This window comes from Pseudomonas sp. Sample_11, assembly GCF_004307505.1.
In the GTDB taxonomy this organism is placed as follows: Bacteria; Pseudomonadota; Gammaproteobacteria; order Pseudomonadales; family Pseudomonadaceae; genus Aquipseudomonas; species Aquipseudomonas atacamensis.
This window is the reverse complement of sequence record NZ_RCOD01000027.1, coordinates 115,350-140,326: the sequence shown is the minus strand read 5'-3', so window position 1 is coordinate 140,326 and position 24,977 is coordinate 115,350. Positions and strand designations below refer to the sequence as shown.

Sequence of the window (24,977 nt, the reverse complement as noted above, 5' to 3'; positions counted from 1 at the left end):
AAGCGGTGTGTCATTCAACGTGGATGTATCTGATCTGGCGCCTTCGCGAGCAGGCTCGCTCCCACAGGGATTTGGGTTGCGACAAAGATTGCTGATCTGCCCCGGATCTTTGTAGGAGTGAGCCTGCTCGCGAAAGCGGTGTGACAGGCGATGATGATTTTGAATGTGCCGGCGCCTTCGCGGGCAAGCCCGCTCCCACAGGAGTTTTGGTTGCGCTGAAGATTGTGGCCTTGCACCGGACCATTGTGGGAGCGAGCTTGCTCGCGAAAGCGGTGTGTCATTCAACGTGGATGTATCTGATCTGGCGCCTTCGCGAGCAGGCCCGCTCCCACAGGAATTTTGATTGCGCTGAAGATTGTGGCCTTGCACCGGACCATTGTGGGAGCGAGCCTGCTCGCGATAGCGGTGTGTCATTCAATGTGGATGTATCTGATCTGGCGCCTTCGCGGGCAAGCCCGCTCCCACAGGGATTTTGGTTGCGCTGAAGATTGTGGCCTTGCACCGGACCATTGTGGGAGCGAGCTTGCTCGCGAAAGCGGTGTGTCATTCAGCGTGGATGTATCTGATCTGGCGCCTTCGCGGACAAGCCCGCTCCCACAGGGATTTGGGTTGCGCTGAAGATTGTGGCCTTGCCCCGGACCATTGTGGGAGCGAGCTTGCTCGCGAAAGCGGTGTGTCATTCAACGTGGATGTATCTGATCTGGCGCCTTCGCGAGCAGGCTCGCTCCCACAGGGATTTGGGTTGCGACAAAGATTGCTGATCTGCCCCGGATCTTTGTAGGAGTGAGCCTGCTCGCGATAGCGCTGGGTCAGGCGATAAAGAGGTTGAATGTGCCGGCGCCTTCGCGGGCAAGCCCGCTCCCACAGGGATTGGAGTTGGATTGAAGAGTTGAGTTTGTCAGCGGTTGTATTTCAGCGCTTCGACAAACGCTGCAAACGCTGCGGAGCTCTGGCGTCTGTTCGGGTAATAGAGGTGATAGCCCTGAAACGTCGGGCACCACTCTTCCAGCACTTCCACCAGTCGCCCGTCGGCCAGATACGGCGCGACCAATTGCTCGGGCACGTAGGCCACGCCGATGCCGTCCACGGCGGCGTTGAGCACATGCATGATGCTGTTGAACACCAGTTGCCCGTCGACCTTCACGCTGAAATCCTGACCCTTGTGCGCAAACTCCCAGGCGTAAATCGCGCCGGCCGGTTGGTGGCGGATGTTGATGCAGGTGTGCTCCGTCAACTGGTGCGGCGTGGCGGGTGCCGGGTGACGAGCGAAGTACTCGGGCGAGGCCACCACGGCCAGGCGCCAGTCCGGGCCGATGCGCACGGCGATCATGTCTTTGCTGATCGATTCACCGAGACGGATGCCGGCATCGAAGCGTTCCTTGACCACATTGGTAAATCCGTAATCGACGTAAAACTCCAGGGTGATGTCCGGGTAGTCCTGCAAAAACTGCGCAAGCATCGGCCGGATGCACAATTCGATCTGATCGTCCGTGCAGGAAACGCGGATTGTGCCGCTGGGCTTGTCGCGCAATTCGCCGAGGGCTTCGAGCTCGGCGCTGATCTGCTCGAACAGCGGCGCAATTGAGTGCATCAAGCGTTCGCCAGCCTCGGTCGGCGAGACATTGCGCGTCGTACGAGCGAGCAAGCGGATACCCAGACGCTGCTCCAGCGCGCGGACCGTATGACTCAGCGCAGACGGCGTGACGCCGAGGCGGCCGGCAGCCTTGGTGAAGCTTTGCTCCTGGGCCACCGCCAGAAAGGCCTGCAGGTCGTTGACTTTGGCGTTGCTCATTGCTGAATTTTTCTCAAAAGCACATAAAGATTACCGCTACTAATCAAGTTAAGCCCGATCCGTCAAGCTTTGCAGCCTGAGTAACGGGGCAGAAGTGCCTCGATGATTTCTTCTTCAAGACAGGTTTTCGCATGACGGCTCAAGTAATCGACACCCCGACAGCCCAGCCCATGGAAGCGTCCACTGACGGCGAACAACCGGCGTACTGGAGCGGTGTGTTCGCCATGACCTTGTGCGTCTTCGCCCTGATCGCCTCAGAGTTCATGCCGGTCAGTCTGCTCACGCCAATGGCTACGGACTTGCTTATCAGTGAAGGCCTGGCCGGCTATGGCATTGCTATCTCCGGCGCGTTCGCGGTGCTGACCAGCCTGACGATCAGCAGACTCGCCGGTTCGATGGATCGCAAGCGCCTGTTGCTGCTGTTGACCGCGCTGATGTGTGCGTCCGGGCTGGTGGTGGGCCTGGCGCCAAACTACACGGTTTACATGATCGGTCGCGGATTGATCGGTGTGGTGATTGGCGGCTTCTGGTCGATGTCAGCGGCGTTGGCCATGCGTCTGGTGCCGTCCGCCAGCGTGCCCAAGGCATTGGCAATTTTTAACGGCGGCAATGCCCTGGCGACCGTCGTGGCTGCGCCGCTGGGCAGTTATCTGGGCAGCGTGATTGGCTGGCGCGGGGCGTTTTTCTGCCTGATACCGGTGGCGCTGATTGCGCTGCTCTGGCAATGGATCAGCTTGCCCGCGCTGCCGGCCGCGCCACGCAAAGCCAGCGCAGCCAATGTTTTTGCGTTGTTCAAAAGCCGCCGCGTGGCGTTCGGCATGCTCGGCGCAGGTCTGTTCTTCATGGGCCAGTTTGTTCTGTTTACCTACCTGCGACCGTTTCTGGAGACCGTTACCCGGGTCGACGTTTCGATGCTGTCGATCATCCTGCTGGTCATTGGTGTGGCCGGGTTTATCGGCACCGTGGTCATCGGTTCGGTGTTGAAGAAGGGGTTGTATCGCGTGGTGATCGCCATCCCACTGTTGATGGCGATCATCGCGGTGGCGCTCATAGGGATGGGCGGTTCAGTGGGGGCGACGTTCGTGTTGCTCGGCTTGTGGGGACTGATCGCCACGGCGGCGCCGGTAGGCTGGTGGTCGTGGCTGGCGCGTACGCTGCCCGACGATGCCGAAGCCGGCGGTGGGCTGATGGTGGCGGTGGTGCAGTTGTCGATTGCCTCGGGTTCTACCATCGGTGGTCTGCTGTTCGACGGCAGCGGTTATCGGCTGACGTTTTTCGCCAGCGCGGCATTGCTCGTGCTGGCGGCGCTGATGACCTGGCTGACGTCGCGGCAGTCGGCCTGAATCAGCTTTCGGTGTTTTCGGCCGCCGCCTGCGCCGCTTCGGCTTCCAGCTTCAGGCGGTCGGCCTTGCAGATGTATTTGGGCTTTTTCGGCGCCAGTTTGGCATTGGCCTTTTTGGCTTTTTCCTTGAACAACTGCTGCAGCTTCTTTTGGCGATTCATGATTTTTCGATCGGGGGTGGAGAGGGTGGGAATCCTGACGCAAGGCCGAGTGGTCAGCAAGAAGAAATCCACTAAGCTGAGCACATTCGCCCATACTCTAGAGCATCCCCAACCGAAGGAATCGCACATGAGAAAAGCTCGCAGATTGATTACCGCGTTGTCTTGCCTCGCGCTGGTAATCGGCAGCACGACGGCACTGGCTGACCCCGGCAATGGCAAGGGGCAGGGTGGTCAGGGCGGCCAGGGCAACGGCCAGGGCAAACCGCAAAACATGCAGGATCACGGCAAACAGGGCGGGGGCGGCCAAGGCAATGGCAACAAGGGCCAGCAACACTCTGGCAATGGTGGCGGCCCGAGTTTCGATCGCGGCAATATTCTCGGCATCATCGATGGTTATCGCGGCGAATACTGGAATCCGGGGCCGCCGCTGCCGCCGGGTATTCAAAAGAATCTGGCGCGGGGTAAACCCTTGCCCCCGGGCATCGCCAAGAAGCTGGACGGGCGCATGCTCGAACATCTGCCTCGTTATGACGGCTACGAATGGCGACAGGCGGGCACTGACCTCATTCTCGTTGCGCTGGCCACCGGGCTGATCTACGAGGTGCTCAACGGCGCGTTCGATTGATTGTTGAAAGAGGAGCGGCAGCATGTGCCGCTCCTTTTTTATGTGTGTATTGCTGCAGCCTTTGCAGCAATGAACTGCATTCAGGCTGGGTTGTTCGTTGAGTGCTGCGCTTTCAGACTGAGCTCAACGCTTAACGAATGAATGGAGATGACCATGGCCAACGCAATCCGCTTCACCGCAACGGGCGCACCGGACGTCCTGCAATTGCACGCTGTCAGCGAACAGGCCCCCGGGTCCGGCGAGGTCTGGCTGGAGCAAGCGGCGGTGGGCGTCAATTACCTCGATGTCAGCCAGCGCAAAGGTGCGGTACCGGTGGCGTTGCCCTCGGGGCTGGGTCTGGAAGGCGCGGGTCGGGTGGCAGCGGTCGGTGCCGGTGTGTGCAATGTGCGCGTCGGTGATCGGGTCGCTTACGCCACTGGCCCCTTGGGCGGTTACGCCTCGGCGCGGCTGTTTCCGGCAGAGCGTCTGGTGAAGATTCCCGAAGAGTTGTCGTTCGAAGACGCGGCGGCGGTGTTGTTCAAAGGCATCACCGCGCAGTATCTGCTGAAGGCGACTTACCCGGTCGGGCCGGGCACGACGATGCTGCTTTACGGCGTCGCGGGTGGTCTGGGGGAAATCATGGTGCCGTGGGCCAAGCACCTTGGCGCAACGGTGATCGGTGTGGTGTCGAAGCAGGCCAGTGTCGACAAGGCTCGCGCGTCCGGTTGTGACGAAGTGCTGGTGTTCGATGCCGAGACTCTCGCCGCCGATGTGGTGCGTATCACCGAGGGGCGCAAGGTCGATGTGGTGTATGACCCGATTGGTCGGGTGTCTTTTCAGGCCTCGCTGGACAGCTTGCGCCCACGCGGATTGATGGTCTCGTTCGGCGCGCAGACCGGCGCGCCGGCGGCAGTGGAAATGGCCACGCTGAACGCCAAGGGCTCGCTGTTCCTGACCCGTCCGTCGCTGGCCGCGCACACCGCCACGACAGCTGAATATCAGGAGCGCGCGCAAGATGTGCTGGCCGCTGTTGCCGCCGGTATCATCACGCCGCAAATCCGCGCGCGTTATTCATTGGCTGACGCGGCACAAGCGCACGCCGATCTTGAATCGGGCCGATCATCAGGGGCGATCATTTTAAAACCATGAATCTGGATGTTCTGAGCAACCCGCACAGCGATGAGATCGCTGCTTTCCTGGCCGTCGCCGCGCAAGGCTCGTTTGTCGCGGCGGGGCGTTTGTTGCAGCGCCATCCGACCATCGTTTCCAAGCGCCTCGCGGCGATGGAGAAGCGACTCGGCGTGCGCCTGGTGGAGCGCTCGACGCGACACGTGCGTATCACCGAGGCTGGCCTGCAACTCGAACAGCGTCTGCGCGCGGCCGTCGAGTTGATGAACGAAGCGCAGCAGCAAGCGGTGCAGGGTGCCAGCGAAGTACGCGGCACCTTGCGCCTGGCCTTGCCGGCGGCGATGGGGCGGTTATGGCTGGGGCCGCTGCTGCCGGAATTTCTCAAGGCTCACCCGCAGGTCTCGCTGGTCGCCGATTACAGCGAAGGCCTGGTCGACATCATCGAGCAGGGCTTCGACGCGGCTATTCGCATCGGCGAGCTGGACGATAATCGGCTGATCGCGAAAAAGCTCAGCGACCATCGACGGATTCTCTGCGCATCGCCGGCCTACATCGAGGCCCATGGCATGCCGCAAACCCCGCAGGACCTGCTTCAGCACAATTGCCTGCGCTTCAGCGGGCTGGCGTCGTTCCCGCTGTGGCGCCTGCATCGGGGCAAGGAGGTGCAGGCCATCACGCCCCACGGCAACCTGACCGCCAGCGACAGCGAATCCCTGCTCGCCGCCGCCCGCGCCGACGCCGGCATACTCGGTGCCGGCGACTGGCTGATGAGCCGCGACCTGACGGCAGGGCGGCTGATTCACGTGCTGCCCGACTGGCATCTGGATTCGGCGGGCGGCGTTTATCTGGTCAGACCGTCATCGCGGTTTCCAGCGGCGGCGGTGGTGGCGTTCAAGGAATGGATCGAAGCGAAATTCGAGACCGGGCCACCTTGGGCGGTTTGAGCACAACCTGCATCAAGACCGACACTGACCCTGTGGGAGCGAGCCTGCTCGCGAAAGCGCAGTGTCAGTCATGGATGATCTGGTTGACCTGACGCCTTCGCGAGCAGGCTCGCTCCCACAGGTTTCGTGGCTTGCTCAGAAACTCCCGAACGCCCAAATATCCAATGTGAGAGCGAGTGCCAATTTGGGCGCACAAAAAAGCCCGGCATCGCTGCCGGGCCTCGGTATCTTCAGCACTTTACGCGGCGATCTTGTTGGCCGCCATTTCCTTTTTGTGGTCTGCCTTCATGGCTTCCATTTGCGCACCCAGTTCCTCGAGTTTTGCCTTGCCCAGAAGCTTCTGCGCTTTCGGGAACATTTCCTCTTCCTCCTCCTCGATGTGATGCTCCAGCAGTTCCTTGACCACTTTGACCCGACCGGCAAATTCCGGGGTGCCTGGATCGGTTTCTTTCAGATCAGGCAGTACCAGTGAGTCCACGGTGCGGTGCTCTTCCTTGGCTTCGTAATACATGATGTCTTCTTCCTTGCTGCCGGCTTCCTTGAACGCAGGATAGAGAATCTCTTCTTCGAGGCGGGTGTGGATGGTGATTTCCATTTCCAGTTTGCCCAGCAACTCGACGCGTTTTTTCAGCGCGCGGTCGGTGGACTCACTCAGTTGGCTGAGGATGGCTTTGACTTTTTCATGGTCGGCTTTGAGAAGGTCGATGGCATTCATTTTTGAGGCCTCTGCTTTTCACGGATTGAACACAGCGTTCTTTTTTTCGCCCTGCTGTGTATTCAGGAAGAGGCTATCGCATGACTCATGCCAACTCGCCGATCAAGCGCAACCCTTCTAAATCAAGGGCTGGCATCGAAGCAGGCACAATGCTTTCGTGCAGCCTGCAAGAAATCCGCGCGGCGGGCATTGCATATAACAAGCCCAGCAAAAGCCGGGCTGCGGGTGACGCTTGAGACGGGCCTGCGTCGTTGCTCAACGGCTGGCCTGGGAAGGCGAGCCGCGACCAATATGTTTGGGCCCCGCCAACGCCCAGGCGATCAGGCCGAACAGCGGCACGAACACGATCAGCACGATCCACACGCCTTTATTGCTCGATTTCCCCTCGCTTTTGCGCACCCGGTTGATGGCCCAAAGCTCGATCAGCACGAGAATGACCGCCAATACGATCCACACGGTTTCGATTTGCATAGGCTTAACTCCTGATGGTCTGTGCGTTAGGCGACGAGAGGGGCGTTGGGTTCATTCTTTTTGCCTGGGACAAGCGGACGCGGTGATGCCCGGTTGCAAAATAAATGTCTGGTCGCCGCTGCGCCCTATATCCTCTGCGCCACACGTTTGGGCTGGAACAGGGACAGGGCAATGGCATTCAGGGTGATGGTCGTCGGTGGTTACGGCAATTTCGGCAGTATCGTTTGTCGGCATCTGGCGCAGATGCCAGAGATTGAACTGCTGCTGTCGGGCCGCAATGCACGCAAGCTGCAACACAAGGTCGAAGAGCTGCAAGCGCAGTCGGGCCGAGCTTGCGAAGGCTGGTGCGGTGATGCGATGGGCGCAGGTTTTCAAGCGGCGTTGCGAGAGTTGAATATTCAGTTGGTGGTGCACACCGGCGGGCCGTTTCAGGGGCAGTCCTACGCGGTTGCTGAAAGCTGCATCGATGCCGGGGTCAATTACTGCGATCTGGCTGACTGCCGCACCTTCGTCAACGGCATTGATGTGCTCGACGCCCGCGCCAGGGAGGCTGGCGTGGCGGTACTCAGCGGTTGCAGTTCGGTGCCGACTTTGTCTTCGGCGATCATCGATGAGCAGCGCTCGCGTTTTGCGCGAATCGACTCGATCGAGCATGGCATTTCTTCCTCGGCAAAAATGCCGGGGCTGTCCACGGTCGAAGGCGTGCTCGCTTATGCCGGCAAACCGATCAGGCAGTTGAAGAATGGCCAGGTTCACGAAGTATTGGGCTGGCTCGACCTGACCCTGCGCAGCATGCCGCAACTGGGCAAGCGGGTGCTGGCCAATGTCGATGTGCCGGACATGGATATTTTCGCTCGCCGCTATGGCGCACAGACGCTGCGCTTCAAGGCCGGCGCCGGACTGAAAATCGGCGGTGTCGCCAATGCTTTGCTGGCGCAAGCCTTGCGCTTTGGTCTGGTGCGCGATCATGCGCGCTGGGCGGCGCGCCTGCATCGACTGGGAACGTGGTTCGAACGCTTCGGTGATGGCAAAAGCGCGATGTACATCGATGTTCAAGGCATTGGAGTTGACGACCAGCCGCTGAGCATGACCGCGCAACTCACCGCACTGAATGACAAAGGCCCGGAAATCCCCAGCTGCGCCGCCGTCGCTCTCGCAACCAAAATGGCTCGGGGTTATGTACCGCAGGCCGGCGCGCGGCCGTGTGTTGGCGAAATCAGCGTCGATGAATATCTGGCGGCGATCAACGATCCGGCCAATCTGAGCCTGTCGGTTCAATTCTCCGATGGGCAGCGTTGAGATGGTCTATCTCTGCCTGAAGTATCTGCATGTAATCGCGGCGATTTTCCTCTTCGGTTTCGGCATGGGTTCCTACCTCTACCTGATCGCCGCCAGCCGCAGCGGCAACCCGCAAGTGATCGCCCATGTCGCACGAATGGTGGTGCGCTTTGATACGTGGATCACCACGCCGGCCGGGTTTGTGCAGGTCATTACCGGCTACCTGCTGATGCGGCTCTCGGGGCTTTCGATGAGCACCGAATGGCTGCTGACTTCGCTGATCATTTTCTTCTGTGTCGGCGCGTTGTGGCTGCCGGTGCTGGTATTGCAAAAGCGTTTGCAGAGCATGGCGCTGAGCGCGGGCGAAGGTTGCCTGCCTCTGGATGATCGCTACGCGAGCACGTACCGCTGGTGGTTCTGGATGGGCGTCGCCGGGTTCGCCGGAATGTTTGTCATCGTGCTGATGATGGTGACGAAGATGACGCCACTGCAACTGATCGGGTCAGCCGTGGGCCTTTAGAAAACGGCTTTCGTGATCCGCAGTCGGCAGCAGGCAAGTGTCGTACTTGCCGAACAGCCGATAGCGGTTCAGCGCGATGCGATCGTAAGCCCAGTCGCGCAGACGACGCGGGAAGATCCGCAGCAGTTTCAGCGGCTGCCAGCGCATTGGCAGTTGCCCGACTACTTCAAGGAATGCATCTGATCGCTCCCAATAATTGCGGTCGCGGATCACCGCCATGGTGTCGAACTCGTCCAGCGGCAAACCGGCCCACGCCAGCAAGGCCTGGCCCTCGGGCGATTGCACGGCTGCCAGACGCACATGGCGCTGACGGTCATGGCGAATCAGAAAACGCGCCCAGCCGTTGCACAGTTTGCACACGCCGTCGAACAGCACCACGGTTTCGCCGGGCTTGAGCAATGGCGCGGAGGTGGGGCGGGTTTTCATGGCAGGCATCGGCGGATGTCCTTGGCGGCGGTTGTTGCGATCATAACCTTGATCACCGGACTATAAGAGTGGATCGCGCCGGTATTGCCCCGGCGATATTCCGTGCACGCGGCGGAATGCAGCGCCAAACGCCGCGTCGGACAGATAGCCCAGTGAAGCGGCGACAGTGGCCACATTGTCCCGAGCATTGCGCAAGCGGAACGCGGCCACGCGCATCCGCCAGCGCGTGGCGTACTCGACCGGCGCTACACCCATGCAAGTTTTGAATAACGCGGCGAAACCCGATCGCGACATGCAGGCCATCTCGGCCATTTGCGTCAGTCGCCAGGCCTTTTCCGGAGCAGCGTGAATGGCGCGCAAGACGCCGGCAATCGCCGGTTCCCGCAGTCCGCCCAGCCAGGCCAGTTGTTCGGCATCCGCGCTGTTGATGTGATGGCGCAGCGCATGGATGAAGATCAGCCGCAGCAGGTCGTTGCACATCGCCTGCGAGCCGGCCTGATGTGACGGCCACTCGCGGCCCAGTTCATCAAGCAGCCAACCGAACGACGAGGCGCCTGCGGTTTCGGCACGAATGATCAGCGAGGTCGGCAGCACGTCGAGCAGTTCAGTTGCGCCGGGTCCCGACAGCGACACGCTGCCGCCCAGCAACTCGACTTCCTCGCCGACGCCAAAGGTCGCCGAGGCTTCGTCATGGGCGAAAACCTCCGCTGCATTCACCGCCTCAATGTCGGGGCCGCTGGCCAGAATGAACGGCTTGCGCGACACCACAAAACAGTCGCCGGCCTGCAACAGGCGCGCCGGCATGCCTTGCATGCGCAGCCAGCATTCGCCTCGTCGCACCACGTTGAATTTCAGTTCGATGGGTTGGAAACGCAGCGCCCAGACACCGCCCGCTTGCAAGCGAACCGAGCAGGCTGCGCGCAGTTCCGAGAGTGCCAATACGGCAGAGAGTGGGTCGCCAGCAGGACTTTGGATGATCACGACAGAAACCTGGATTTATCAGACTGGTTCGTCCCGAGAGCTTAGCCAAGAATGAAGGCCTTCGATAGCTCACTCAGGATTAAGGCTCATGGCCACGCTTCAACAACCTGTGCAATCACCGTTCAACGCCGCCAGCACAGCGGCTGAAGTGATGGCCGGCATCGATCTGCGCGGGCAGCTCGCTGTGGTCACCGGCGGCTATTCCGGCCTCGGTCTGCTGACGGTAAAAAGCCTCGCGGCGGCAGGGGCGCAAATTATCGTGCCGGCCAGAGATACCGCGCGAGCTGAGGCTGCATTGGCTGGAGTGGACGGTGTCCGCGTGATGCCCATGGACCTCATGCAGGCCGAGTCGGTGGCGGCGTTCAGCCACAGCGTGGTCAGCGCGGGTCAGCCAGTGTCATTGCTGATCAACTGCGCCGGAATCATGGCCGCGCCGTTGCTGCGCGATGCCGATGGCCATGAAAGCCAGTTCGCGACCAACCATCTCGGTCATTACCGCCTGACCTGCGGCCTCTGGCCCGCGCTGGTCAAGGCTCGACGGGCGCGGGTGCTGTCGGTGTCATCGCGCGGGCATCAGATTGCCGGGGTCGACTTTGCCGACATCGATTTCCTGCAACGGCCGTATGACAAATGGGTCGCCTATGGCCAGTCGAAAACCGCCAACGCCTTGTTCGCCATCGCACTCGATCAGCGTGGGCGTAGCCATGGCGTCCGCGCATTCTCGTTGCATCCCGGGCAGATTCTGACGGATCTGGCACGGCACTTGAGCACGGCGGAACTTGCCGCATTCGATGCGCTGGATGAGCAGGGCCGGCCACGGCTGGATGCGCACAATGGACTGAAAACTGTCGAGCAAGGCGCGGCGACGGGGTTGTGGTGCGCGACCAGTGCACTGCTTGCGGATTTGGGCGGCGTGTATTGCGAAGACTGCAATGTTGCGCCGGTCAATGAACCGGAAGCAGGCCGCAAGGGTGTTGCGAAATGGGCGGCGGATGCTGAGCTGGCTGAGCGACTTTGGGCGATTTCGGAGCTATGGACGGGGCTGACCGTGGCATGACTGGAAATAAAAAGCTCAACAGTCGAAAGCCCCTCACACTAGCCTGAGTCAACATCACCCACCCAGCTTCGCCCAGAATTCCTCGGCCGAAGGGCTGATCGGTGCCGTCGGGCGAGTCAGGTGGATTTCCAGTGGAATATCCCAACTTTCATCCAGTGCCCTGACCAGACGCCCGTCAGCCATTTCCTGTTCGGTCAGGCTTTTCGGCAGCCAGGCCACGCCTTTGCTTTCCAGCGCCATCGACATCAGCACTGCGGCCAAGTGGCTGCTGAACAGCGGTTTCAGGTGCAGATAATCAGCCTTGCCATGCAACCTGTGGGCGACGATTCGGCCCAGACCGGATTCGTGGGTGTAGGCCAGATAGGGCAGGGTTTCAGGCGACGTGCCGAACTGGGCTGAAGCACTCGCCAGCGGCACAAGTACGTCCTCGCCGACCTTCTTGCCAATGAACTGATCAGGCGCCAGTAATGGCGGAACGTCGGGGTGGCGATGGCATAGCAGGAACTGCACCTGGCCATGAATCAGCATCTGTTCGCACACGGCCATGCTGTCGGAATGCAGGCGAACCGCATCGATCGGCGCGCCACTTTCGGCGCTGCGCAACCAGCGTGGGAAGAAGGTGAATGACAGCGAGTGAGTGGCAGCAAACTGCAAGGTTTTCGCCGCCATGCCAGCCACTTCCTGGGCCTCGGAACGCATGCGGTACAGGCGTCTGGCTGCTTCCTGGGCGCTGGGCAAAATCTGCCTGCCGGCCTCGGTCAACGTCGCGCCTTGCGGGGTGCGCACGAACAATTCGACACCCATCCAGTTCTCCAGCGAGCGTACTCGGCGACTGAACGCCGGCTGCGTCACATGGCGTGCTTCAGCGGCCCGGACAAAGCTGCCGTATTCGGCCAGCGCTGAAAAATCCTCAAGCCAAACCAGTTCCAAGGGCAATGCCTCCTGTGCATAGGGCGCGGCATTAATAGCATTGGGCGGGTGCCATCGCAAAGCATAACGTTGGGTCACCACAACAAGAGGAACCCGTCATGCGTATCGTCGATATCCGTGAAAAAACCGTCTCCATTGCTTCCCCGATCGCCAATGCCTACATCGACTTTTCGAAGATGACCTGCTCGGTCGTCGCGGTCATTACCGACGTGATTCGCGACCGCAAACCGGTCATCGGTTACGGCTTCAACTCCAACGGTCGCTACGGCCAGGGCGCGTTGATGCGCGATCGTTTTCTGGCGCGGATCACCGAGGCCGACCCGGAAACCCTGATTGATCACGAGAACAATAACCTCGATCCGTTCGCCATCTGGAAAACCCTGATGACCAACGAAAAACCGGGCGGGCATGGCGAGCGTTCAGTAGCGGTCGGCACCATCGACATGGCGGTGTGGGATGCGGTGGCGAAGATCGAAGGCAAGCCGCTGTATCGCCTGCTTGCCGATCGTTATCGCAACGGCGTCGCCGATGACAAAGTCTGGGTTTACGCGGCGGGCGGTTATTACTACCCAGGCAAGGACCAGAGCAAGCTCAAGGCCGAAATGCAGAGCTATCTGGATCGTGGCTATGACGTGGTCAAGATGAAGATTGGCGCGGTGCCGCTGGACGAAGATATCCGCCGCATCGAAGCGGTGCTCGAAGTGGTGGGCGACGGCCAGCGCCTGGCGGTCGATGCCAACGGCCGCTTCGATCTGCAGACCGGTATCGCCTACGCCGAAGCGATCAAGAAGTACAACCTGTTCTGGTACGAAGAAGTCGGCGACCCGCTGGATTATGCGCTCCAGGCTGAGTTGGCCAATCACTACGAACTGCCGATGGCCACCGGCGAAAACCTGTTCTCCCATCAGGATGCCCGCAATCTGTTGCGCCACGGCGGCATGCGCCCGGACCGCGACTACCTGCAATTCGACTGCGCGCTGTCCTACGGGCTCGTCGAGTACATGCGCACCCTGAAAGTGATGGAAGAGCTGGGTTGGTCTTCGCGCCGCGTGGTGCCGCATGGCGGTCACCAGATGTCGCTGAACATCGCCGCCGGTCTGCACTTGGGCGGCAACGAATCGTACCCGGACGTGTTCCAGCCATTCGGCGGTTTTGCCGATGGCATCCGCGTGGAGAACGGCTACGTCGGGCTGCCGGATATCCCGGGGGTAGGCTTCGAAGCCAAATCTGCGCTGTATGACGTCATGCGTGAACTGGGCGAGGGCTGATTCGGTTTCATCTGCGGCCTCGATTTCCGAGGCCGCAGCTTCAGGCGTCATCCTCGACGCCAAAGCCACATGCCCACCACAACAATAAAATGAGGTGCTTCCGTGGAAACTTCAAAATCACGCTGGTACAGCCAGCTCTATGTGCAAGTGCTGATCGGCATCGTCATTGGCGCTGCCATCGGGTACTTCGTGCCGGACATCGGCGCCAAGCTGCAGCCGTTTGCCGACGGTTTCATCAAACTGATCAAGATGCTCCTGGCGCCGATCATTTTCGGCACGGTAGTGGTCGGTATCGCCAAGATGGGCAGCATCAAGGAGGTCGGACGGATCGGTGTGAAAGCGCTGATCTACTTCGAGATTCTTTCCACCATCGCTCTGGTGGTCGGCCTGATCGTAGTCAACGTGGTCAAGCCCGGCGCCGGCATGAACATCAACGCCGGCACCCTTGATGGCAGCGCTGTCAACAAATACAGCCAGGCGGCGAGCGAGCAGGGCGGCCTCGTCGAATTTTTCCTCAATATCATTCCGCACACCTTCCTCGGCGCCTTCTCCAATGGCGTCATGCTGCAGGTGATTCTATTGTCGGTGCTGATGGGCGTCGCCTTGGTGCAAATGGGCGAAACCAGCAAACCGCTGATCAACACCATCGATCTGTTCCTGCAAGGTCTGTTCAAAATCGTCGCGATGGTCATGCGTCTGGCGCCGCTGGGCGCGGGGGCTGGCATGGCGTTCACCATCGGTAAATACGGCATCGGCACTCTGCTGTCGCTGGGGCAGTTACTGGTCGCGCTGTACATCACCACGCTGATCTTCATCGTCGTGGTACTGGGCGCGGTTGCGCGATGGTCGGGCATGCCGCTGATGCAGTTTCTGCGTTATTTCAAGGATGAAATCCTGATCACGCTGGGCACCTGCTCGACCGAAGCGGTGCTGCCGCGAATGATGGTCAAACTGGAAAAGCTCGGCTGCAAAAAGTCCGTGGTCGGCATGGTCCTGCCGACGGGCTACACCTTCAACGCGGACGGCACCTGCATTTACCTGACCATGGCGGCGATCTTCATCGCCCAGGCGACCAACACACCGCTGACCTTCATGGACCAGATGATCCTGCTCGGCGTGTTCCTGCTGACCTCCAAAGGTTCGGCCGGTGTGGCGGGGGCAGGATTCGTGACCTTGGCGGCCACGCTCACCACCATTCACTCCATTCCTCTGGTGGGCCTGGTGTTGCTGTTGGGCATCGACCGCTTCCTCAACGAGGCGCGAGCGGTGACCAACCTGATCGGCAACGGCATCGGCACCATTGCCATTGCCAAGTGGGACAACTCCTTCGATGTCGAAGCGTGCGAGCGGGAAATCGCCGCCATGAAACACGCCAAGGCCGAACGTAAATCGTTGCTGGCGCACAAGTAATCCGCGAAACGTGGCGATGTTGGCGACAGCTCGCCACGGCTTCCTGGCTAACCATCATGCGATAGCGAAGTCATTTCGCAACTCCACAACTGCAAAAACGGCTGGCTGATACTAGCCGGCCCAACCCATCGGCTGACCAATTCGCACTTGCCGTCCATGCATAACTGGTAATCGCCGGCCTCCGGGGTTCGGCCCAATTGCAGTGGTTGCAGCGGCGGCAAGTGGCGTCGGAAATGCCAACTGCCGTTCTCCAGCCGGGCATCATTGGGTATCTCCATGCCCGCGCCGTTGCCGCGAACCCTGGCCTGCTCAAGAACCAGCCCTTGGGCCGTGACGCGGTAGTCTTCCTCCCAGCGGATCTTTTCGATGCTGTGGTTCCATGCCAGGGTGAAGTTCGCTACCGGCAATTGTGCCCAGATGCTGCCGGCCAGACCCAGGCACAAACCGATCATGCATTGGCCGCGGCGGCGCGCCGCGAGCGCCAGACGTGTTGCACGATTACCAGAATCCCGAGTGCGAAGCCGATTTCATCGGTCACGGGCAGTGCCACGATCAGCAGGGCGCCCGCACCGAGACTCAGCAAACGTTCCCAAAGCAGCATTTTCTGTTGCAGAAAACCGGTCGACGCCATGCCCCAGAGACCAACCGCCAGAAGAGTCTTGATCAGCATGTAGGCAGTTGCCCACAAGTTGTCGCCTTGCAGCATCAGCGCCGGGTTGTAGACCGCCATGAACGGGATGACGAAACCGGCCAGCGCAATGCGCACCGCCCACAGGCTGATCTTGAAGCCGCTTTCCTTGGCGATCGGTGCGGCGGCAAAACAGGCGAGGGCGACCGGCGGGGTCAGGTCGGCGAGGATGCCGAAGTAGAACACGAACATGTGCGACACGATCAGTGGCACGCCCAGCTCCAGCAGGGCGGGCGCGGCGATCGAGCTGGTGATGATGTAGTTGGGAATGGTCGGAATGCCCATCCCCAGCACCAGGCAAGTGATCATCGTCAGGATCAGCGACAGCAGCAGGTTGTCGCGGCCAATGGCGAGGATGTAGCCAGCGAACGTCGAAGCGACGCCGGTGAGCGAAACGATGCCGATAATGACGCCAACCAACGCGCAGGCGATGCCCACCGGTACCGCGTGGCGGGCGCCCTCGACCAGCGCGTGCAGGCAGATCAGCAGCGTTTCGCGACCTCCCTTGATGAAAGCGCAGACCAGCACCAGGACGGCAATGACCGCGAAAATCACCGCGATGCCGAGCTGGAAAAAACCTGTGCAGAGCACGCCCAGGGCAATCCAGAACGCACAACGCAGGCCAAAACTGTGCACGCGGAAAATGATCGCCGAGCCGAGAATCACGATGGCAGTCAATGCCAGGCCGACCATGCCCGAGAACAGCGGTGTGCGCCCGGAAAACAGCAGGTACACCAGAACCAGCAGAGGAATCAGCAAATACCAACGGGCTTTCACCGCGCCCCATGCGCTGGGGCATTGGTCTTTGGGCAGGCCCTTGAGGTTGGAGCGCTTGGCTTCCAGATGGACCATCCAGAACACCGAACCGAAATACAGCAGGGCCGGAATCAGCGCCGCCTTGGCGATTTCGACGAAGGGCACATTGATGGTTTCAGCCATGATGAAGGCGACCGCGCCCATCACCGGAGGCATGATCTGGCTGCCCATGCTGGAGGTGGCTTCCACGCCGCCGGCGAACGCGGCGCGATAGCCAAAGCGCTTCATCAGCGGAATGGTGAATTGCCCGGTGGTCACGACGTTGGCAATCCCGGAGCCGGTGATTGTCCCCATCAATGCCGACGAGGCCACGGCCACTTTTGCCGGGCCTCCCAGCTTGTGCCCGAACAAGCCCATGGCGAAGTCGGTAAACAGCTTGATCATGCCGGCCTGCTCGAGGAATGCGCCAAACAGGATGAACAGGAAAATGTAGGTCGCCGACACATACGTCGGCGTGCCGTACAGCCCTTCGGTGCCGAACGACAGTTGATTGATGATCTGGTCGAAACCGTAGCCGCGATGGGCCAGTTCGCCGGGCAGGTATTCTCCGAACAGACCGTACGCCAGGAACAGCCCGCAAATCACCGGCAGCGCAATGCCCATGACCCGTCGCGCGGCTTCGAAGACCAGAGCAATCAATACGATGCCGATCATCAGGTCGGCCGAGGTGAGGTCACCGGAACGCTGGATCAGGTCGGCCTCGAACACCCATTGATACAGCGCGGTAGCGATAGCGGCCAGGCTCAGCAGCCAGGCCAGCGGTTGCCACGGACGGTCTGTGCCGTGTGCCGGATAACTGAGAAACACCACCCATAGCAGGAAGCCGACGTGCACCGCACGCAGCACCTGGCTGGAGAGGGGTGAAAAGGCTGCGGTGACGATCTGGAAAATCGAGAACAGCAACGCTACGTAAAACAGGGTTTTCGGCCAGTCCCGTGGGTTCGCGGAAATACCGTGATGCTCGTCACTCATTGGCTGCCTTCCTCATCACCACGCAAGGGAATCGACGCTGCAGTGGCCGTTACGCCACTGCGCACAAGCGCTTATAAAGCGCCTTTTTCCTTGTAGTAGCGCTCGGCGCCGGGGTGCAGCGCGATCGGCAGGTTTTTCGCAGCCGCTTCCAGCTTGATGTCCTTGGCCGCCGAATGGGAGTTACCCAAGCGCCCCAGGTTGTCGAACAGCAGGCGGGTCATATCATAGACGACGTCATCCGGCAGGTCGGCGCGGGTTACCAGAATATTGGTGATTGCCACGGTGGGCACGGCTTCGGCCTGTCCGTCGTAGGTGTTGGCCGGGATCATTGCGCTCTGGTAGGCCGGATTGCCGATTTTTGCCACCACTTCACTCGGGATCGCCACGTAGTTCAGCGGCATCACCGACGACAGGTCACGAATGGCGGCCATGCCCAATCCAGACGACTGCAGGGTGGCATCCAGTTGCCGGTTCTTGATCAATTCCACCGATTCGGCGAACGGCAAATATTGCACCTTGCCCATGTCCTCGTAGGTCAGGCCGGCCGCCTTGAATATCGCCCGCGCATTCAATTCAGTCCCGGATTTTGGGGCGCCGACCGAGATGGTCTTGCCCTTGAGATCGGCGAGGGTTTTGATCCCCGACTCTTTGCTGGCGACGATTTGAATGTAATTGGGATAAGCACCGCCCAAGGCGCGCAATTTGGTCAGCGGTGCTTTGAAACCGGCGTCTTCCACGCCGTTTTTGGCGTCGGCCACTGAGTCGCCCAAAGCCAGGGCCAATTCGCCGCGACCGGCCTGTAGCAGGTTGAGGTTTTCCACCGACGCTTTGGTGGCCTGCACCGATGTCTTCGAGCCGGCAATACCGTCGCTGTAGATTTGCGACAGACCGACCCCGATCGGGTAGTAAACCCCGCTGGTTCCGCCGGTGAGGATATTGATGAACACGGGCGCGGCCTGCGCAGCACTGCTAAGGGTCAGCGTGGCGGCGGCCAGCAGGGCAAAGCGTGTTTTGACTCGCATGGGGGCACTTCTCCGTCTTGTTATGGTTTTAAGCAGAGTGATTGCACTCTAGCCGGTCCCGGCTGAACGTGATCGTCACGACGTCAGTTCATCCCCAGCCAGTTCGGCAGCACCAGTGAGATCCATGGCACGTAAGTAATCAGGATCAGGAACAACAGCAAAATCGACAACCACGGCATCGCGGCTTTGACTGTGGCGGGCAAGGACATGCCGGTCACCGCCGAGGTCACGAACAGGTTCAGGCCCACCGGTGGCGTGATCAGGCCGATCTCAAGGTTGACCACCATGATGATGCCGAGGTGAATCGGATCGATCCCCAGTTTCATCGCGATAGGAAAAAGGATGGGCGCCAGGATCAGGATGATCGCTGACGGTTCCATGAACGCGCCGGCAATCAACAGGACAATGTTGACCATCAGCAGAAACGTCACCGGCGTCAGCCCGGCTTCGATCACCCAGGCAGTGATTTGTTGAGGTAACTGTTCGGTGGTCAGCACGTGGGCGAACAGCATGGCGTTGGCAATGATGAACATCAGCATGATGCTCAGTTTGGCCGAGTCGAGCAGAACCTTGGGTGTCTCGCGAAAGGTCAGATCCTTATAGACGAACAGAGCGATGAAGGCCGAATAGACGGCTGCCACTGCGGCAGCTTCGGTCGGGGTGAACATGCCCGAATAGATGCCGCCGAGGATGATCACCATCAGCAACAGGCCCCATATTGCCTTGCGTGCTGTACTCAGAAACTCGCGAAGCGTCGCACGCGGCAAGGCGGGGAGATTTTTCTTCACCGCGACGATGTAGATCGCCACCATCAATGCCGTGCCCAGCAGCAGGCCAGGCACCACGCCGGCCATGAACAGCTTGCCGACGGAAGTTTCTGTAGCGGCGGCGTAAACCACCATCACGATCGACGGCGGGATCAGGATGCCCAGCGTACCGGCGTTGCAGATGATCCCTGCGCCGAAGGCCTGCGGGTAGCCGGAACGGACCATCCCGGCAATCGCAATCGAGCCCACCGCAGCGACCGTGGCGGGACTTGAACCGGAGAGGGCGGCGAACAGCATGCAGGCCAGCACCGCCGCAATGGCCAGGCCGCCGCGAATATGCCCGACACAGGCGTTGGCGAAGTCGATCAGCCGGCGGGCGACGCCGCCAGTGGTCATGAAGGCCCCGGCCAGCAGGAAAAACGGAATGGCCAGCAGCGTGTAGTGTTCCGAGGTCTCGAACAGTTTGATCGCCAGCGAGCGCACCGAGTCGGGACTGAAGAAGATGATCGTCAGGGAGCCGGCCAGCCCTAGCGAAATGGCGATCGGCACGCCGATGAACATCAAGGCGAACAGGGCCACGAACAGGAAGGCAATGGTCATGGCTTGTCTTCCTCGTGTTCGGCAAGTTTCAGCGCGTCGGCCGCTTCATCGGCCAGCCCGAGGCCGGTCTGACGGTTAAGCAGGATGCGCAGGAGAATTTCAGCGAAGCGGATGAACACCAGCGCGAAGCCCAGCGGCACGATCAACCCGATATGCCACTGCATGACGCCGAAATGGCCGAGATCCTCGGCACCGATACCGGCGTTCATCAAGGTTTCAATCCATTCGAAGCTGGCGACGGCGAGCAGCCCCGCGTAGGCCAGACAGCACAGGCAGGCGAGGATGCCGATGTAACGCTGTACCGATCTGCGCGCCAGTTTGACCAGTGCGTCGACACCGATATGCCCGGCGGTGCGCACGCCATACGCCAGGCCGAAAAAAATCAGCCAGCCAAACAGCGCTTTGGTCAGGGCGGTGCTCCAGGTCATGGCCTGTGCCATGCCCATGATCTGATCGCCAACAGCGAACAGCGGAACACTGGCCGCCGGCCAATGATCGGCGAGCCAATAAAACAGGCTGTAGAAGTTGTTGAGGATCACGTAGACAAACGTGACGAGGGTCATGGCCGCCAGAAGGAAGACGATGAAGCCTTCCTCGAAGTGTTCCCAGATTCGCCGAAGCGCTTTCATGGATGGCATCTCACGTCGAGTGAAGACGGGCAGGCGCCGACGCAGCGGCGCCTGCCTTGCGATTATTGCGCCTGGTTTGCGGCTTCGGCAGCAGAGATCAGCTCAGCGCCGATTTCGCCTTCGAATTTCTTCCACACCGGTTTCATCGCATCGCGCCATTGCGCACGTTCTTCTGGCGTGAGGGTGATGATTTCCGTGGTTTTGGCGGCAAGGATGCGCTGTTTGTCACCCTCGTTCAGTTGCTGGGCTTCCTTGTTCACGTGGGTGGTGACTTCCACGACGATCTTGTCCAGTTCGCTGCGCACGTCGGGCGGCAGGCCGTTCCAGAACTTGGTGTTGGTGATCAGCATGTAGTCCAGTACACCGTGGTTGGATTCGGTGATGTACTTCTGCACTTCATGCATCTTCTGGCTGTAGATGTTCGAGTAAGGATTCTCCGCCCCGTTGACCACACCGGTCTGCAGGCCTTGGTACACCTCGGCAAAACTCATCTTGCGCGGATTGGCGCGCACCGCCTTGAACTGCTCCTCCAGCACCGCCGAGGCCTGCACGCGGAACTTCAGGCCGCGCGCATCCGCCGGTACACGCAGTGGCTTGTTGGCCGACAGTTGTTTCATGCCGTTGTGCCAATAAGCCAGGCCGGTGATGTTTTTGCTTTCCATGGATTTGAGCAGACCCTGACCCTGCGGGCTCAGTTGAAAGCGGTCGACAGCGTTGATGTCATTGAAGAGGAAGGGCAGGTCGAACAGCTGCACGGTCTTGGTGTACTGCTCGAACTTGGCCAGCGACGGCGCAATCATCTGCACATCGCCGAGCAACAGCGCTTCCATTTCCTTGCCGTCACCAAAGAGCGAGGAGTTGGGATACACCTCGACCTTGACCTTGCCCGGCAAGCGTTCCTCGACCAGTTTCTTGAACAGCAACGCACCTTGCCCCTTGGGCGTCTGATCAGCGACCACATGCGAGAACTTGATGATCACCGGGTCTGCCGCCATGGCCGGGTTCATGCTGCTTACCGCCAAAGCGCAGGCAAGTGCGCTGAACAGAGATCTGAGCATCTGGGTGATTCCTCTTGTTTTTATTGTGATGACCGCTCGACGCGCTGAACGCGTTCAAGCGCCGAGACATGTTCAAGTCTAGGCAGAAATATCTGATTTGCCGGGGAATTGACCAGAAAAGGCAAAACACTGTCAGAAGGCCCGACTGTCAACTGTCACAGGAGAAGTTACTGGCCGTCTTTCTGGGCGCGGATTACCAGCAAGCCGGCAATCAAAATCAACGCCATTCCTGCCCATGTAAAAATATCCGGGACCTCGTGGAACACCACGTAACCCCAAAGACAGGCAAAAACCAGGTAGGCGTAATCAAACGTGCCGATCAGTGCCGTGGGCGCGATTTGATAAGCCTTGGCGGTAGCGGTGTTGATGGAGATCCTATCGCCACCCGGCCACGCAGTGATAAAGGCTCACCTCCATAAAGGGTGGAAAAAAGCGCAATGAACAGGGGCGTCGTGTAAATCGCCACGGCAGCGACTGATAATGGAATCAGCGGTAATGCCGTGTAGTAGGTTACCCACATCAACAAAATCCTCCAGGTCGGCCCCGCGTTCAACGCCGCGCCGTGCGCGTACTCACATCCACCCAGACCGCCAACACCAGAATGCTGCCCTTGACGATCATCTGCCAGTAGCTATCCACGTCGAGCATGGACATGCCGTTATCCAGGCTGGTGATTACCAGTGCGCCGAGGAGGGCGCCGTAGACGGTGCCGGAGCCGCCGCGCATGGAGGTGCCGCCGATGAAGCAGGCGGCGATGGCGTCGAGTTCGCCCATGCTGCCGGCGGACGGTGAGCCGGCGGCGAGGCGTGCGGTGTTGACCACGCCGGCGAGGGCGCACATCACGCCCATGATGCCGAAAATCCACAGCTTGACCGCCTGCACATTGATGCCGGACAGGCGCGTCGCTTCCATGTTGCTGCCGACCGAATAGACCCGGCGGCCGAACACGGTCTGGCTGGTGACGTAGCTGAACACACCGAGCAGAATCAGCAACAGCAGCACCGGCACGGGAATGCCGTCATAGCTGTTGAGGGTCTGGACGAAACCGGCCAGCACCGCGCCGATCACCAGCACGCGCACAACATCACGCACCAGTGAATGCGCCGCCAGGCCATGCAGGGCGCGGTTGCGGCGCTGTCTCCAGGTCAGAAAAATCGTCAGCACGAACAGCACAATCCCCAGACCGGTGCCGATCGCGTGGGGCAGATAACCCTGGCCGACATAGACCAGCTCCGGCGATACCGGGGCGATGGTGGTGCCGCCGGTGATCCCCAGCAAAATCCCGCGAAACGCCAACATGCCGCCCAGGCCGACGATAAATGACGGGATGCGCAAGTACGCCGCCATGTAGCCGTTGGCGAGACCGATCATCAGGCCGCAAAGGGCGACCAGGCTCAGATTCGCCAGCAGCGGAATGTGATAGACCACATCGAGTATCGCCGCGAGGCCGCCGAGCAGGCCGAGCAATGAGCCCACCGACAAATCGATCTCGCCGCTGATGATCACCAGCACCATGCCGCAGGCGAGGATGCCGGTGATCGACATCTGCCGCAGCAGGTTGGAGAGGTTGCGCGGGGTGAGGAAGCCGCCCTCGGTCTGCCAGCTGAAGAACAGCCAGATCAGCACCACGGCAAATACCAGCGCGAGCATCTTGTAGCGGGTGAACAGTTGTTTGACCTGATTCATTTACGCGGTTTTCCGATCATTATTGTTATGGCTGCCGGGCTGGCTGAGGGCGGCGGCGAGTACCTGTTCCTGGGTCAGCTCATGGTTGACGAAGTCGCCGCGCAACTGGCCTTCGCCGATCACCAATACGCGGTCGGAGACGCCGAGTACTTCGGCCAGTTCCGATGAAACCATGATGATCGACACCCCCTCGGCGGCCAGCGCGCCCATCAACTTGTAGATCTCGTACTTGGCGCCGACGTCCACGCCTCGGGTCGGCTCGTCGAGAATCAGCACGCGCGGTTTCGCCAGGAGCATCTTGGCGAGCACGGCTTTCTGCTGATTGCCGCCAGACAGGCTGGTGATCGGCAGGGAGGGACTTGCGGTTTTCAGATGCAGACGGGAGATTTCCCGGTCGATGCAGCCCAGTTCGGCTTCGGCATCGATGCGGGTCATTTTCGAATAGCTCTCGAGCACGGCGAGGGTGATGTTCTGACCGACACCGAGGTCGGGAATAATGCCCTGGCGCTTGCGATCTTCAGGCACCAGGCACAGGCCGGCGCGGATCGCCTTCAGCGGCGTGCGCGTGTCGATCGGCTGGCCGTCCAGCCAGACTTCGCCTTCGTGGCGGCCGGGGTAAGCGCCGAACAGTGCGGTGACCAGCTCGGTGCGGCCGGCCCCGACCAGCCCGGCAATGCCGAGAATCTCGCCGCGCTTGAGGCTGAAGGAAATGTCGTCGACCCGTTTGCGCTTGGGGTTGTCGACGTCGTAGCAAGTGATGTGGCGCGCCTCGAAAATCACCTCGCCAATTGCATGCGGCTCGCTGGGGTAGAGGTTGCTCATTTCGCGGCCGACCATCTGCGTGATGATCTGTGGAATGTCCATGTCGGCCATGGCGGTGGTAGCGATGTGTTTGCCGTCGCGGATCACCGAAATGGTGTCGCATACGGCGGCGACTTCATCGAGCTTGTGCGAGATGTAGACGCAGGCGACGCCCTTGGCTTTGAGGTCGCGGATGATGTCCAGCAGCACTTCGATTTCCGAGCGGCTCAGGGCCGAGGAAGGTTCGTCGAGAATCAGCAGACGCGCCTGTTTGTTCAGGGCCTTGGCGATTTCCACCAGTTGCTGGTAGCCGCCGCCGTACTGCGAAACCGGCAGCGAAACATTCATATCCGGCACTTTCAATTCACGCATCAACGCTTCGGCACGGTGGATCATCGCCGGGTAGTTCATGCGCCCGCCGGGCAGCGTCAACTCATGGCCCATGAAGATATTTTCCGCCACCGACAGATCCGGAACCAGGGTCAGTTCCTGATGGATGATGACGATGCCGGCGGCTTCGGTTTCGCTGATCGATTGCGCCCGGAGCGGTTGCCCGTCCCAGAGGATTTCACCGTCCCAGGTGCCATGGGGGTAGACCGCCGAAAGGATCTTCATCAGCGTCGACTTGCCGGCGCCATTCTCGCCGCACAGGCCCACGCATTCACCGGGCCGGACCTTGATGTCGATGCCGTTGAGCGCTTTGACACCGCCGAAGGTTTTGACGATGCCGTTCATTTGCAGCAGATAGTCGGACATGGAAAAGGCTCGTATACCAGGGACTCAAACACCACTGAACCTGTGTGGGAGCGAGCCTGCTCGCTAAGGGGCCTTTTCAGCCAGAGCTTTACTGACTGACACCCCGCTTTCGCGAGCAGGCTCGCTCCCACAGGTCTGATCAAGATTTACGACCG

General features: G+C 60.3%; 25 protein-coding genes. 10 read left to right on the top strand and 15 right to left on the bottom strand.

Annotated elements, in window-relative coordinates; all coding sequences use genetic code 11:
• Positions 1-898: 898 nt before the first annotated feature.
• Positions 899-1,792, bottom strand: a complete 894-nt coding sequence (locus tag D8U60_RS06220) for a LysR family transcriptional regulator (RefSeq protein ID WP_122610136.1) — start codon at positions 1,790-1,792, stop codon at positions 899-901.
• A 170-nt stretch (positions 1,793-1,962) separates the two neighbouring features.
• Here D8U60_RS06220 and D8U60_RS06215 point away from each other — a divergent pair, with 170 nt between their 5' ends.
• Positions 1,963-3,135 (top strand): MFS transporter, encoded by a 1,173-nt coding sequence (locus D8U60_RS06215; RefSeq protein WP_241663517.1) that lies wholly within the window; start codon positions 1,963-1,965, stop codon positions 3,133-3,135.
• A 1-nt stretch (position 3,136) separates the two neighbouring features.
• Here the strand turns inward: D8U60_RS06215 and D8U60_RS06210 are convergent, their stop codons facing one another.
• Positions 3,137-3,295: a DUF2986 domain-containing protein gene (locus D8U60_RS06210; protein WP_110645778.1), complete on the bottom strand. Its 159-nt coding sequence runs from the start codon at positions 3,293-3,295 to the stop codon at positions 3,137-3,139.
• 127 nt (positions 3,296-3,422) lie between these two features.
• Here D8U60_RS06210 and D8U60_RS06205 point away from each other — a divergent pair, with 127 nt between their 5' ends.
• The 3 genes from D8U60_RS06205 (at position 3,423) to D8U60_RS06195 (ending at position 5,971) form a co-directional block, all read left to right on the top strand.
• Entirely contained in the window at positions 3,423-3,920 is a 498-nt protein-coding gene (locus tag D8U60_RS06205) for an anti-virulence regulator CigR family protein (RefSeq protein WP_130899733.1), read from the top strand.
• Between the two features lie 153 nt (positions 3,921-4,073).
• Positions 4,074-5,048: a quinone oxidoreductase gene (locus tag D8U60_RS06200; RefSeq protein ID WP_130899732.1), complete on the top strand. Its 975-nt coding sequence runs from the start codon at positions 4,074-4,076 to the stop codon at positions 5,046-5,048.
• Positions 5,045-5,971, top strand: coding sequence for a LysR family transcriptional regulator (locus D8U60_RS06195; RefSeq protein WP_130899731.1), 927 nt, complete (start codon positions 5,045-5,047; stop codon positions 5,969-5,971). Before D8U60_RS06200 ends, D8U60_RS06195 begins: the two co-directional genes overlap by 4 nt.
• A 238-nt stretch (positions 5,972-6,209) precedes the next feature.
• Here D8U60_RS06195 and D8U60_RS06190 read toward each other — a convergent pair whose 3' ends face one another.
• Positions 6,210-6,686 carry a hemerythrin domain-containing protein gene (locus tag D8U60_RS06190; RefSeq protein ID WP_130899730.1) on the bottom strand — a complete coding sequence of 159 codons (477 nt, stop codon included), beginning with the start codon at positions 6,684-6,686 and terminating at the stop codon, positions 6,210-6,212.
• Between the two features lie 80 nt (positions 6,687-6,766).
• Here D8U60_RS06190 and D8U60_RS27600 point away from each other — a divergent pair, with 80 nt between their 5' ends.
• A complete protein-coding gene (locus D8U60_RS27600) occupies positions 6,767-6,922 on the top strand; it encodes a hypothetical protein (RefSeq protein WP_177435442.1) in 156 nt (51 codons plus the stop codon).
• Between the two features lie 19 nt (positions 6,923-6,941).
• Here D8U60_RS27600 and D8U60_RS06185 read toward each other — a convergent pair whose 3' ends face one another.
• Positions 6,942-7,157 carry a PLD nuclease N-terminal domain-containing protein gene (locus D8U60_RS06185; RefSeq protein WP_016774306.1) on the bottom strand — a complete coding sequence of 72 codons (216 nt, stop codon included), beginning with the start codon at positions 7,155-7,157 and terminating at the stop codon, positions 6,942-6,944.
• Between the two features lie 171 nt (positions 7,158-7,328).
• Here D8U60_RS06185 and D8U60_RS06180 point away from each other — a divergent pair, with 171 nt between their 5' ends.
• Positions 7,329-8,456: a saccharopine dehydrogenase NADP-binding domain-containing protein gene (locus D8U60_RS06180; protein WP_130899729.1), complete on the top strand. Its 1,128-nt coding sequence runs from the start codon at positions 7,329-7,331 to the stop codon at positions 8,454-8,456.
• A gap of 1 nt (position 8,457) precedes the next feature.
• Positions 8,458-8,955 (top strand): DUF2269 domain-containing protein, encoded by a 498-nt coding sequence (locus D8U60_RS06175; RefSeq protein WP_130899785.1) that lies wholly within the window; start codon positions 8,458-8,460, stop codon positions 8,953-8,955.
• On the opposite strand, the gene D8U60_RS06170 is transcribed toward D8U60_RS06175, so the two are convergent.
• A complete protein-coding gene (locus tag D8U60_RS06170) occupies positions 8,938-9,390 on the bottom strand; it encodes a thiol-disulfide oxidoreductase DCC family protein (RefSeq protein WP_130899728.1) in 453 nt (150 codons plus the stop codon). The two genes, D8U60_RS06175 and D8U60_RS06170, sit on opposite strands and share 18 nt — an antisense overlap.
• A gap of 51 nt (positions 9,391-9,441) precedes the next feature.
• Entirely contained in the window at positions 9,442-10,362 is a 921-nt protein-coding gene (locus tag D8U60_RS06165) for an AraC family transcriptional regulator (RefSeq protein WP_241663516.1), read from the bottom strand.
• 88 nt (positions 10,363-10,450) lie between these two features.
• Here D8U60_RS06165 and D8U60_RS06160 point away from each other — a divergent pair, with 88 nt between their 5' ends.
• A complete protein-coding gene (locus tag D8U60_RS06160; protein ID WP_130899727.1) occupies positions 10,451-11,419 on the top strand; it encodes an oxidoreductase in 969 nt (322 codons plus the stop codon).
• A 54-nt stretch (positions 11,420-11,473) separates the two neighbouring features.
• Here D8U60_RS06160 and D8U60_RS06155 read toward each other — a convergent pair whose 3' ends face one another.
• Complete coding sequence (locus tag D8U60_RS06155) at positions 11,474-12,349, bottom strand: LysR family transcriptional regulator (RefSeq protein ID WP_041480547.1); 876 nt, start codon at positions 12,347-12,349, stop codon at positions 11,474-11,476.
• 98 nt (positions 12,350-12,447) lie between these two features.
• On the opposite strand from D8U60_RS06155, the gene D8U60_RS06150 reads away from it, so the two are divergent.
• Both D8U60_RS06150 and dctA read left to right on the top strand, forming a co-directional pair.
• A complete protein-coding gene (locus D8U60_RS06150; RefSeq protein ID WP_130899726.1) occupies positions 12,448-13,617 on the top strand; it encodes a mandelate racemase/muconate lactonizing enzyme family protein in 1,170 nt (389 codons plus the stop codon).
• Positions 13,618-13,719: 102 nt separating this feature from the next.
• Positions 13,720-15,027, top strand: coding sequence for a C4-dicarboxylate transporter DctA (gene dctA, locus D8U60_RS06145; protein ID WP_125926098.1), 1,308 nt, complete (start codon positions 13,720-13,722; stop codon positions 15,025-15,027).
• A 47-nt stretch (positions 15,028-15,074) separates the two neighbouring features.
• Here the strand turns inward: dctA and D8U60_RS06140 are convergent, their stop codons facing one another.
• The 8 genes from D8U60_RS06140 to xylG all read right to left on the bottom strand — a co-directional run bounded on the left by D8U60_RS06140 (position 15,075) and on the right by xylG (position 24,822).
• Positions 15,075-15,479 (bottom strand): DUF1850 domain-containing protein, encoded by a 405-nt coding sequence (locus D8U60_RS06140; protein WP_130899725.1) that lies wholly within the window; start codon positions 15,477-15,479, stop codon positions 15,075-15,077.
• Positions 15,476-17,503, bottom strand: a complete 2,028-nt coding sequence (locus tag D8U60_RS06135; protein ID WP_130899724.1) for a TRAP transporter permease — start codon at positions 17,501-17,503, stop codon at positions 15,476-15,478. The genes D8U60_RS06140 and D8U60_RS06135 overlap by 4 nt, the downstream gene beginning before the upstream one ends.
• Before the next feature lie 71 nt (positions 17,504-17,574).
• Positions 17,575-18,525, bottom strand: a complete 951-nt coding sequence (locus D8U60_RS06130; RefSeq protein WP_024012586.1) for a TAXI family TRAP transporter solute-binding subunit — start codon at positions 18,523-18,525, stop codon at positions 17,575-17,577.
• Between the two features lie 83 nt (positions 18,526-18,608).
• Positions 18,609-19,892: a C4-dicarboxylate TRAP transporter large permease protein DctM gene (gene dctM / locus D8U60_RS06125; RefSeq protein WP_073475087.1), complete on the bottom strand. Its 1,284-nt coding sequence runs from the start codon at positions 19,890-19,892 to the stop codon at positions 18,609-18,611.
• Positions 19,889-20,521, bottom strand: coding sequence for a TRAP transporter small permease (locus D8U60_RS06120; protein ID WP_110599141.1), 633 nt, complete (start codon positions 20,519-20,521; stop codon positions 19,889-19,891). The genes dctM and D8U60_RS06120 overlap by 4 nt, the downstream gene beginning before the upstream one ends.
• 62 nt (positions 20,522-20,583) lie before the next feature.
• Entirely contained in the window at positions 20,584-21,528 is a 945-nt protein-coding gene (dctP, locus tag D8U60_RS06115) for a C4-dicarboxylate TRAP substrate-binding protein DctP (protein ID WP_225927696.1), read from the bottom strand.
• Positions 21,529-22,128: 600 nt separating this feature from the next.
• Positions 22,129-23,265 carry a sugar ABC transporter permease gene (locus D8U60_RS06110; RefSeq protein ID WP_071171937.1) on the bottom strand — a complete coding sequence of 379 codons (1,137 nt, stop codon included), beginning with the start codon at positions 23,263-23,265 and terminating at the stop codon, positions 22,129-22,131.
• Positions 23,266-24,822, bottom strand: coding sequence for a D-xylose ABC transporter ATP-binding protein (xylG, locus tag D8U60_RS06105; RefSeq protein ID WP_130888050.1), 1,557 nt, complete (start codon positions 24,820-24,822; stop codon positions 23,266-23,268).
• Between the last annotated feature and the right edge of the window lie 155 nt (positions 24,823-24,977).

Coding starts and splice junctions, on each gene's coding strand:
- D8U60_RS06160 (WP_130899727.1), top strand. CDS start 10,451: ATGGCCACGCTTCAACAACCTGTGCAATCACCGTTCAACGCCGCCAGC.
- D8U60_RS06220 (WP_122610136.1), bottom strand. CDS start 1,792: ATGAGCAACGCCAAAGTCAACGACCTGCAGGCCTTTCTGGCGGTGGCC.
- D8U60_RS06215 (WP_241663517.1), top strand. CDS start 1,963: ATGGAAGCGTCCACTGACGGCGAACAACCGGCGTACTGGAGCGGTGTG.
- D8U60_RS06120 (WP_110599141.1), bottom strand. CDS start 20,521: ATGAAAGCGCTTCGGCGAATCTGGGAACACTTCGAGGAAGGCTTCATC.
- dctP (WP_225927696.1), bottom strand. CDS start 21,528: ATGAACCCGGCCATGGCGGCAGACCCGGTGATCATCAAGTTCTCGCAT.
- D8U60_RS06175 (WP_130899785.1), top strand. CDS start 8,458: ATGGTCTATCTCTGCCTGAAGTATCTGCATGTAATCGCGGCGATTTTC.
- D8U60_RS06150 (WP_130899726.1), top strand. CDS start 12,448: ATGCGTATCGTCGATATCCGTGAAAAAACCGTCTCCATTGCTTCCCCG.
- D8U60_RS06195 (WP_130899731.1), top strand. CDS start 5,045: ATGAATCTGGATGTTCTGAGCAACCCGCACAGCGATGAGATCGCTGCT.
- D8U60_RS06135 (WP_130899724.1), bottom strand. CDS start 17,503: ATGAGTGACGAGCATCACGGTATTTCCGCGAACCCACGGGACTGGCCG.
- D8U60_RS06210 (WP_110645778.1), bottom strand. CDS start 3,295: ATGAATCGCCAAAAGAAGCTGCAGCAGTTGTTCAAGGAAAAAGCCAAA.
- D8U60_RS06190 (WP_130899730.1), bottom strand. CDS start 6,686: ATGAATGCCATCGACCTTCTCAAAGCCGACCATGAAAAAGTCAAAGCC.
- D8U60_RS27600 (WP_177435442.1), top strand. CDS start 6,767: ATGACTCATGCCAACTCGCCGATCAAGCGCAACCCTTCTAAATCAAGG.
- D8U60_RS06200 (WP_130899732.1), top strand. CDS start 4,074: ATGGCCAACGCAATCCGCTTCACCGCAACGGGCGCACCGGACGTCCTG.
- xylG (WP_130888050.1), bottom strand. CDS start 24,822: ATGTCCGACTATCTGCTGCAAATGAACGGCATCGTCAAAACCTTCGGC.
- D8U60_RS06180 (WP_130899729.1), top strand. CDS start 7,329: ATGGCATTCAGGGTGATGGTCGTCGGTGGTTACGGCAATTTCGGCAGT.
- D8U60_RS06205 (WP_130899733.1), top strand. CDS start 3,423: ATGAGAAAAGCTCGCAGATTGATTACCGCGTTGTCTTGCCTCGCGCTG.
- D8U60_RS06185 (WP_016774306.1), bottom strand. CDS start 7,157: ATGCAAATCGAAACCGTGTGGATCGTATTGGCGGTCATTCTCGTGCTG.
- D8U60_RS06110 (WP_071171937.1), bottom strand. CDS start 23,265: ATGAATCAGGTCAAACAACTGTTCACCCGCTACAAGATGCTCGCGCTG.
- D8U60_RS06130 (WP_024012586.1), bottom strand. CDS start 18,525: ATGCGAGTCAAAACACGCTTTGCCCTGCTGGCCGCCGCCACGCTGACC.
- D8U60_RS06140 (WP_130899725.1), bottom strand. CDS start 15,479: ATGATCGGTTTGTGCCTGGGTCTGGCCGGCAGCATCTGGGCACAATTG.
- D8U60_RS06170 (WP_130899728.1), bottom strand. CDS start 9,390: ATGCCTGCCATGAAAACCCGCCCCACCTCCGCGCCATTGCTCAAGCCC.
- dctM (WP_073475087.1), bottom strand. CDS start 19,892: ATGACCATTGCCTTCCTGTTCGTGGCCCTGTTCGCCTTGATGTTCATC.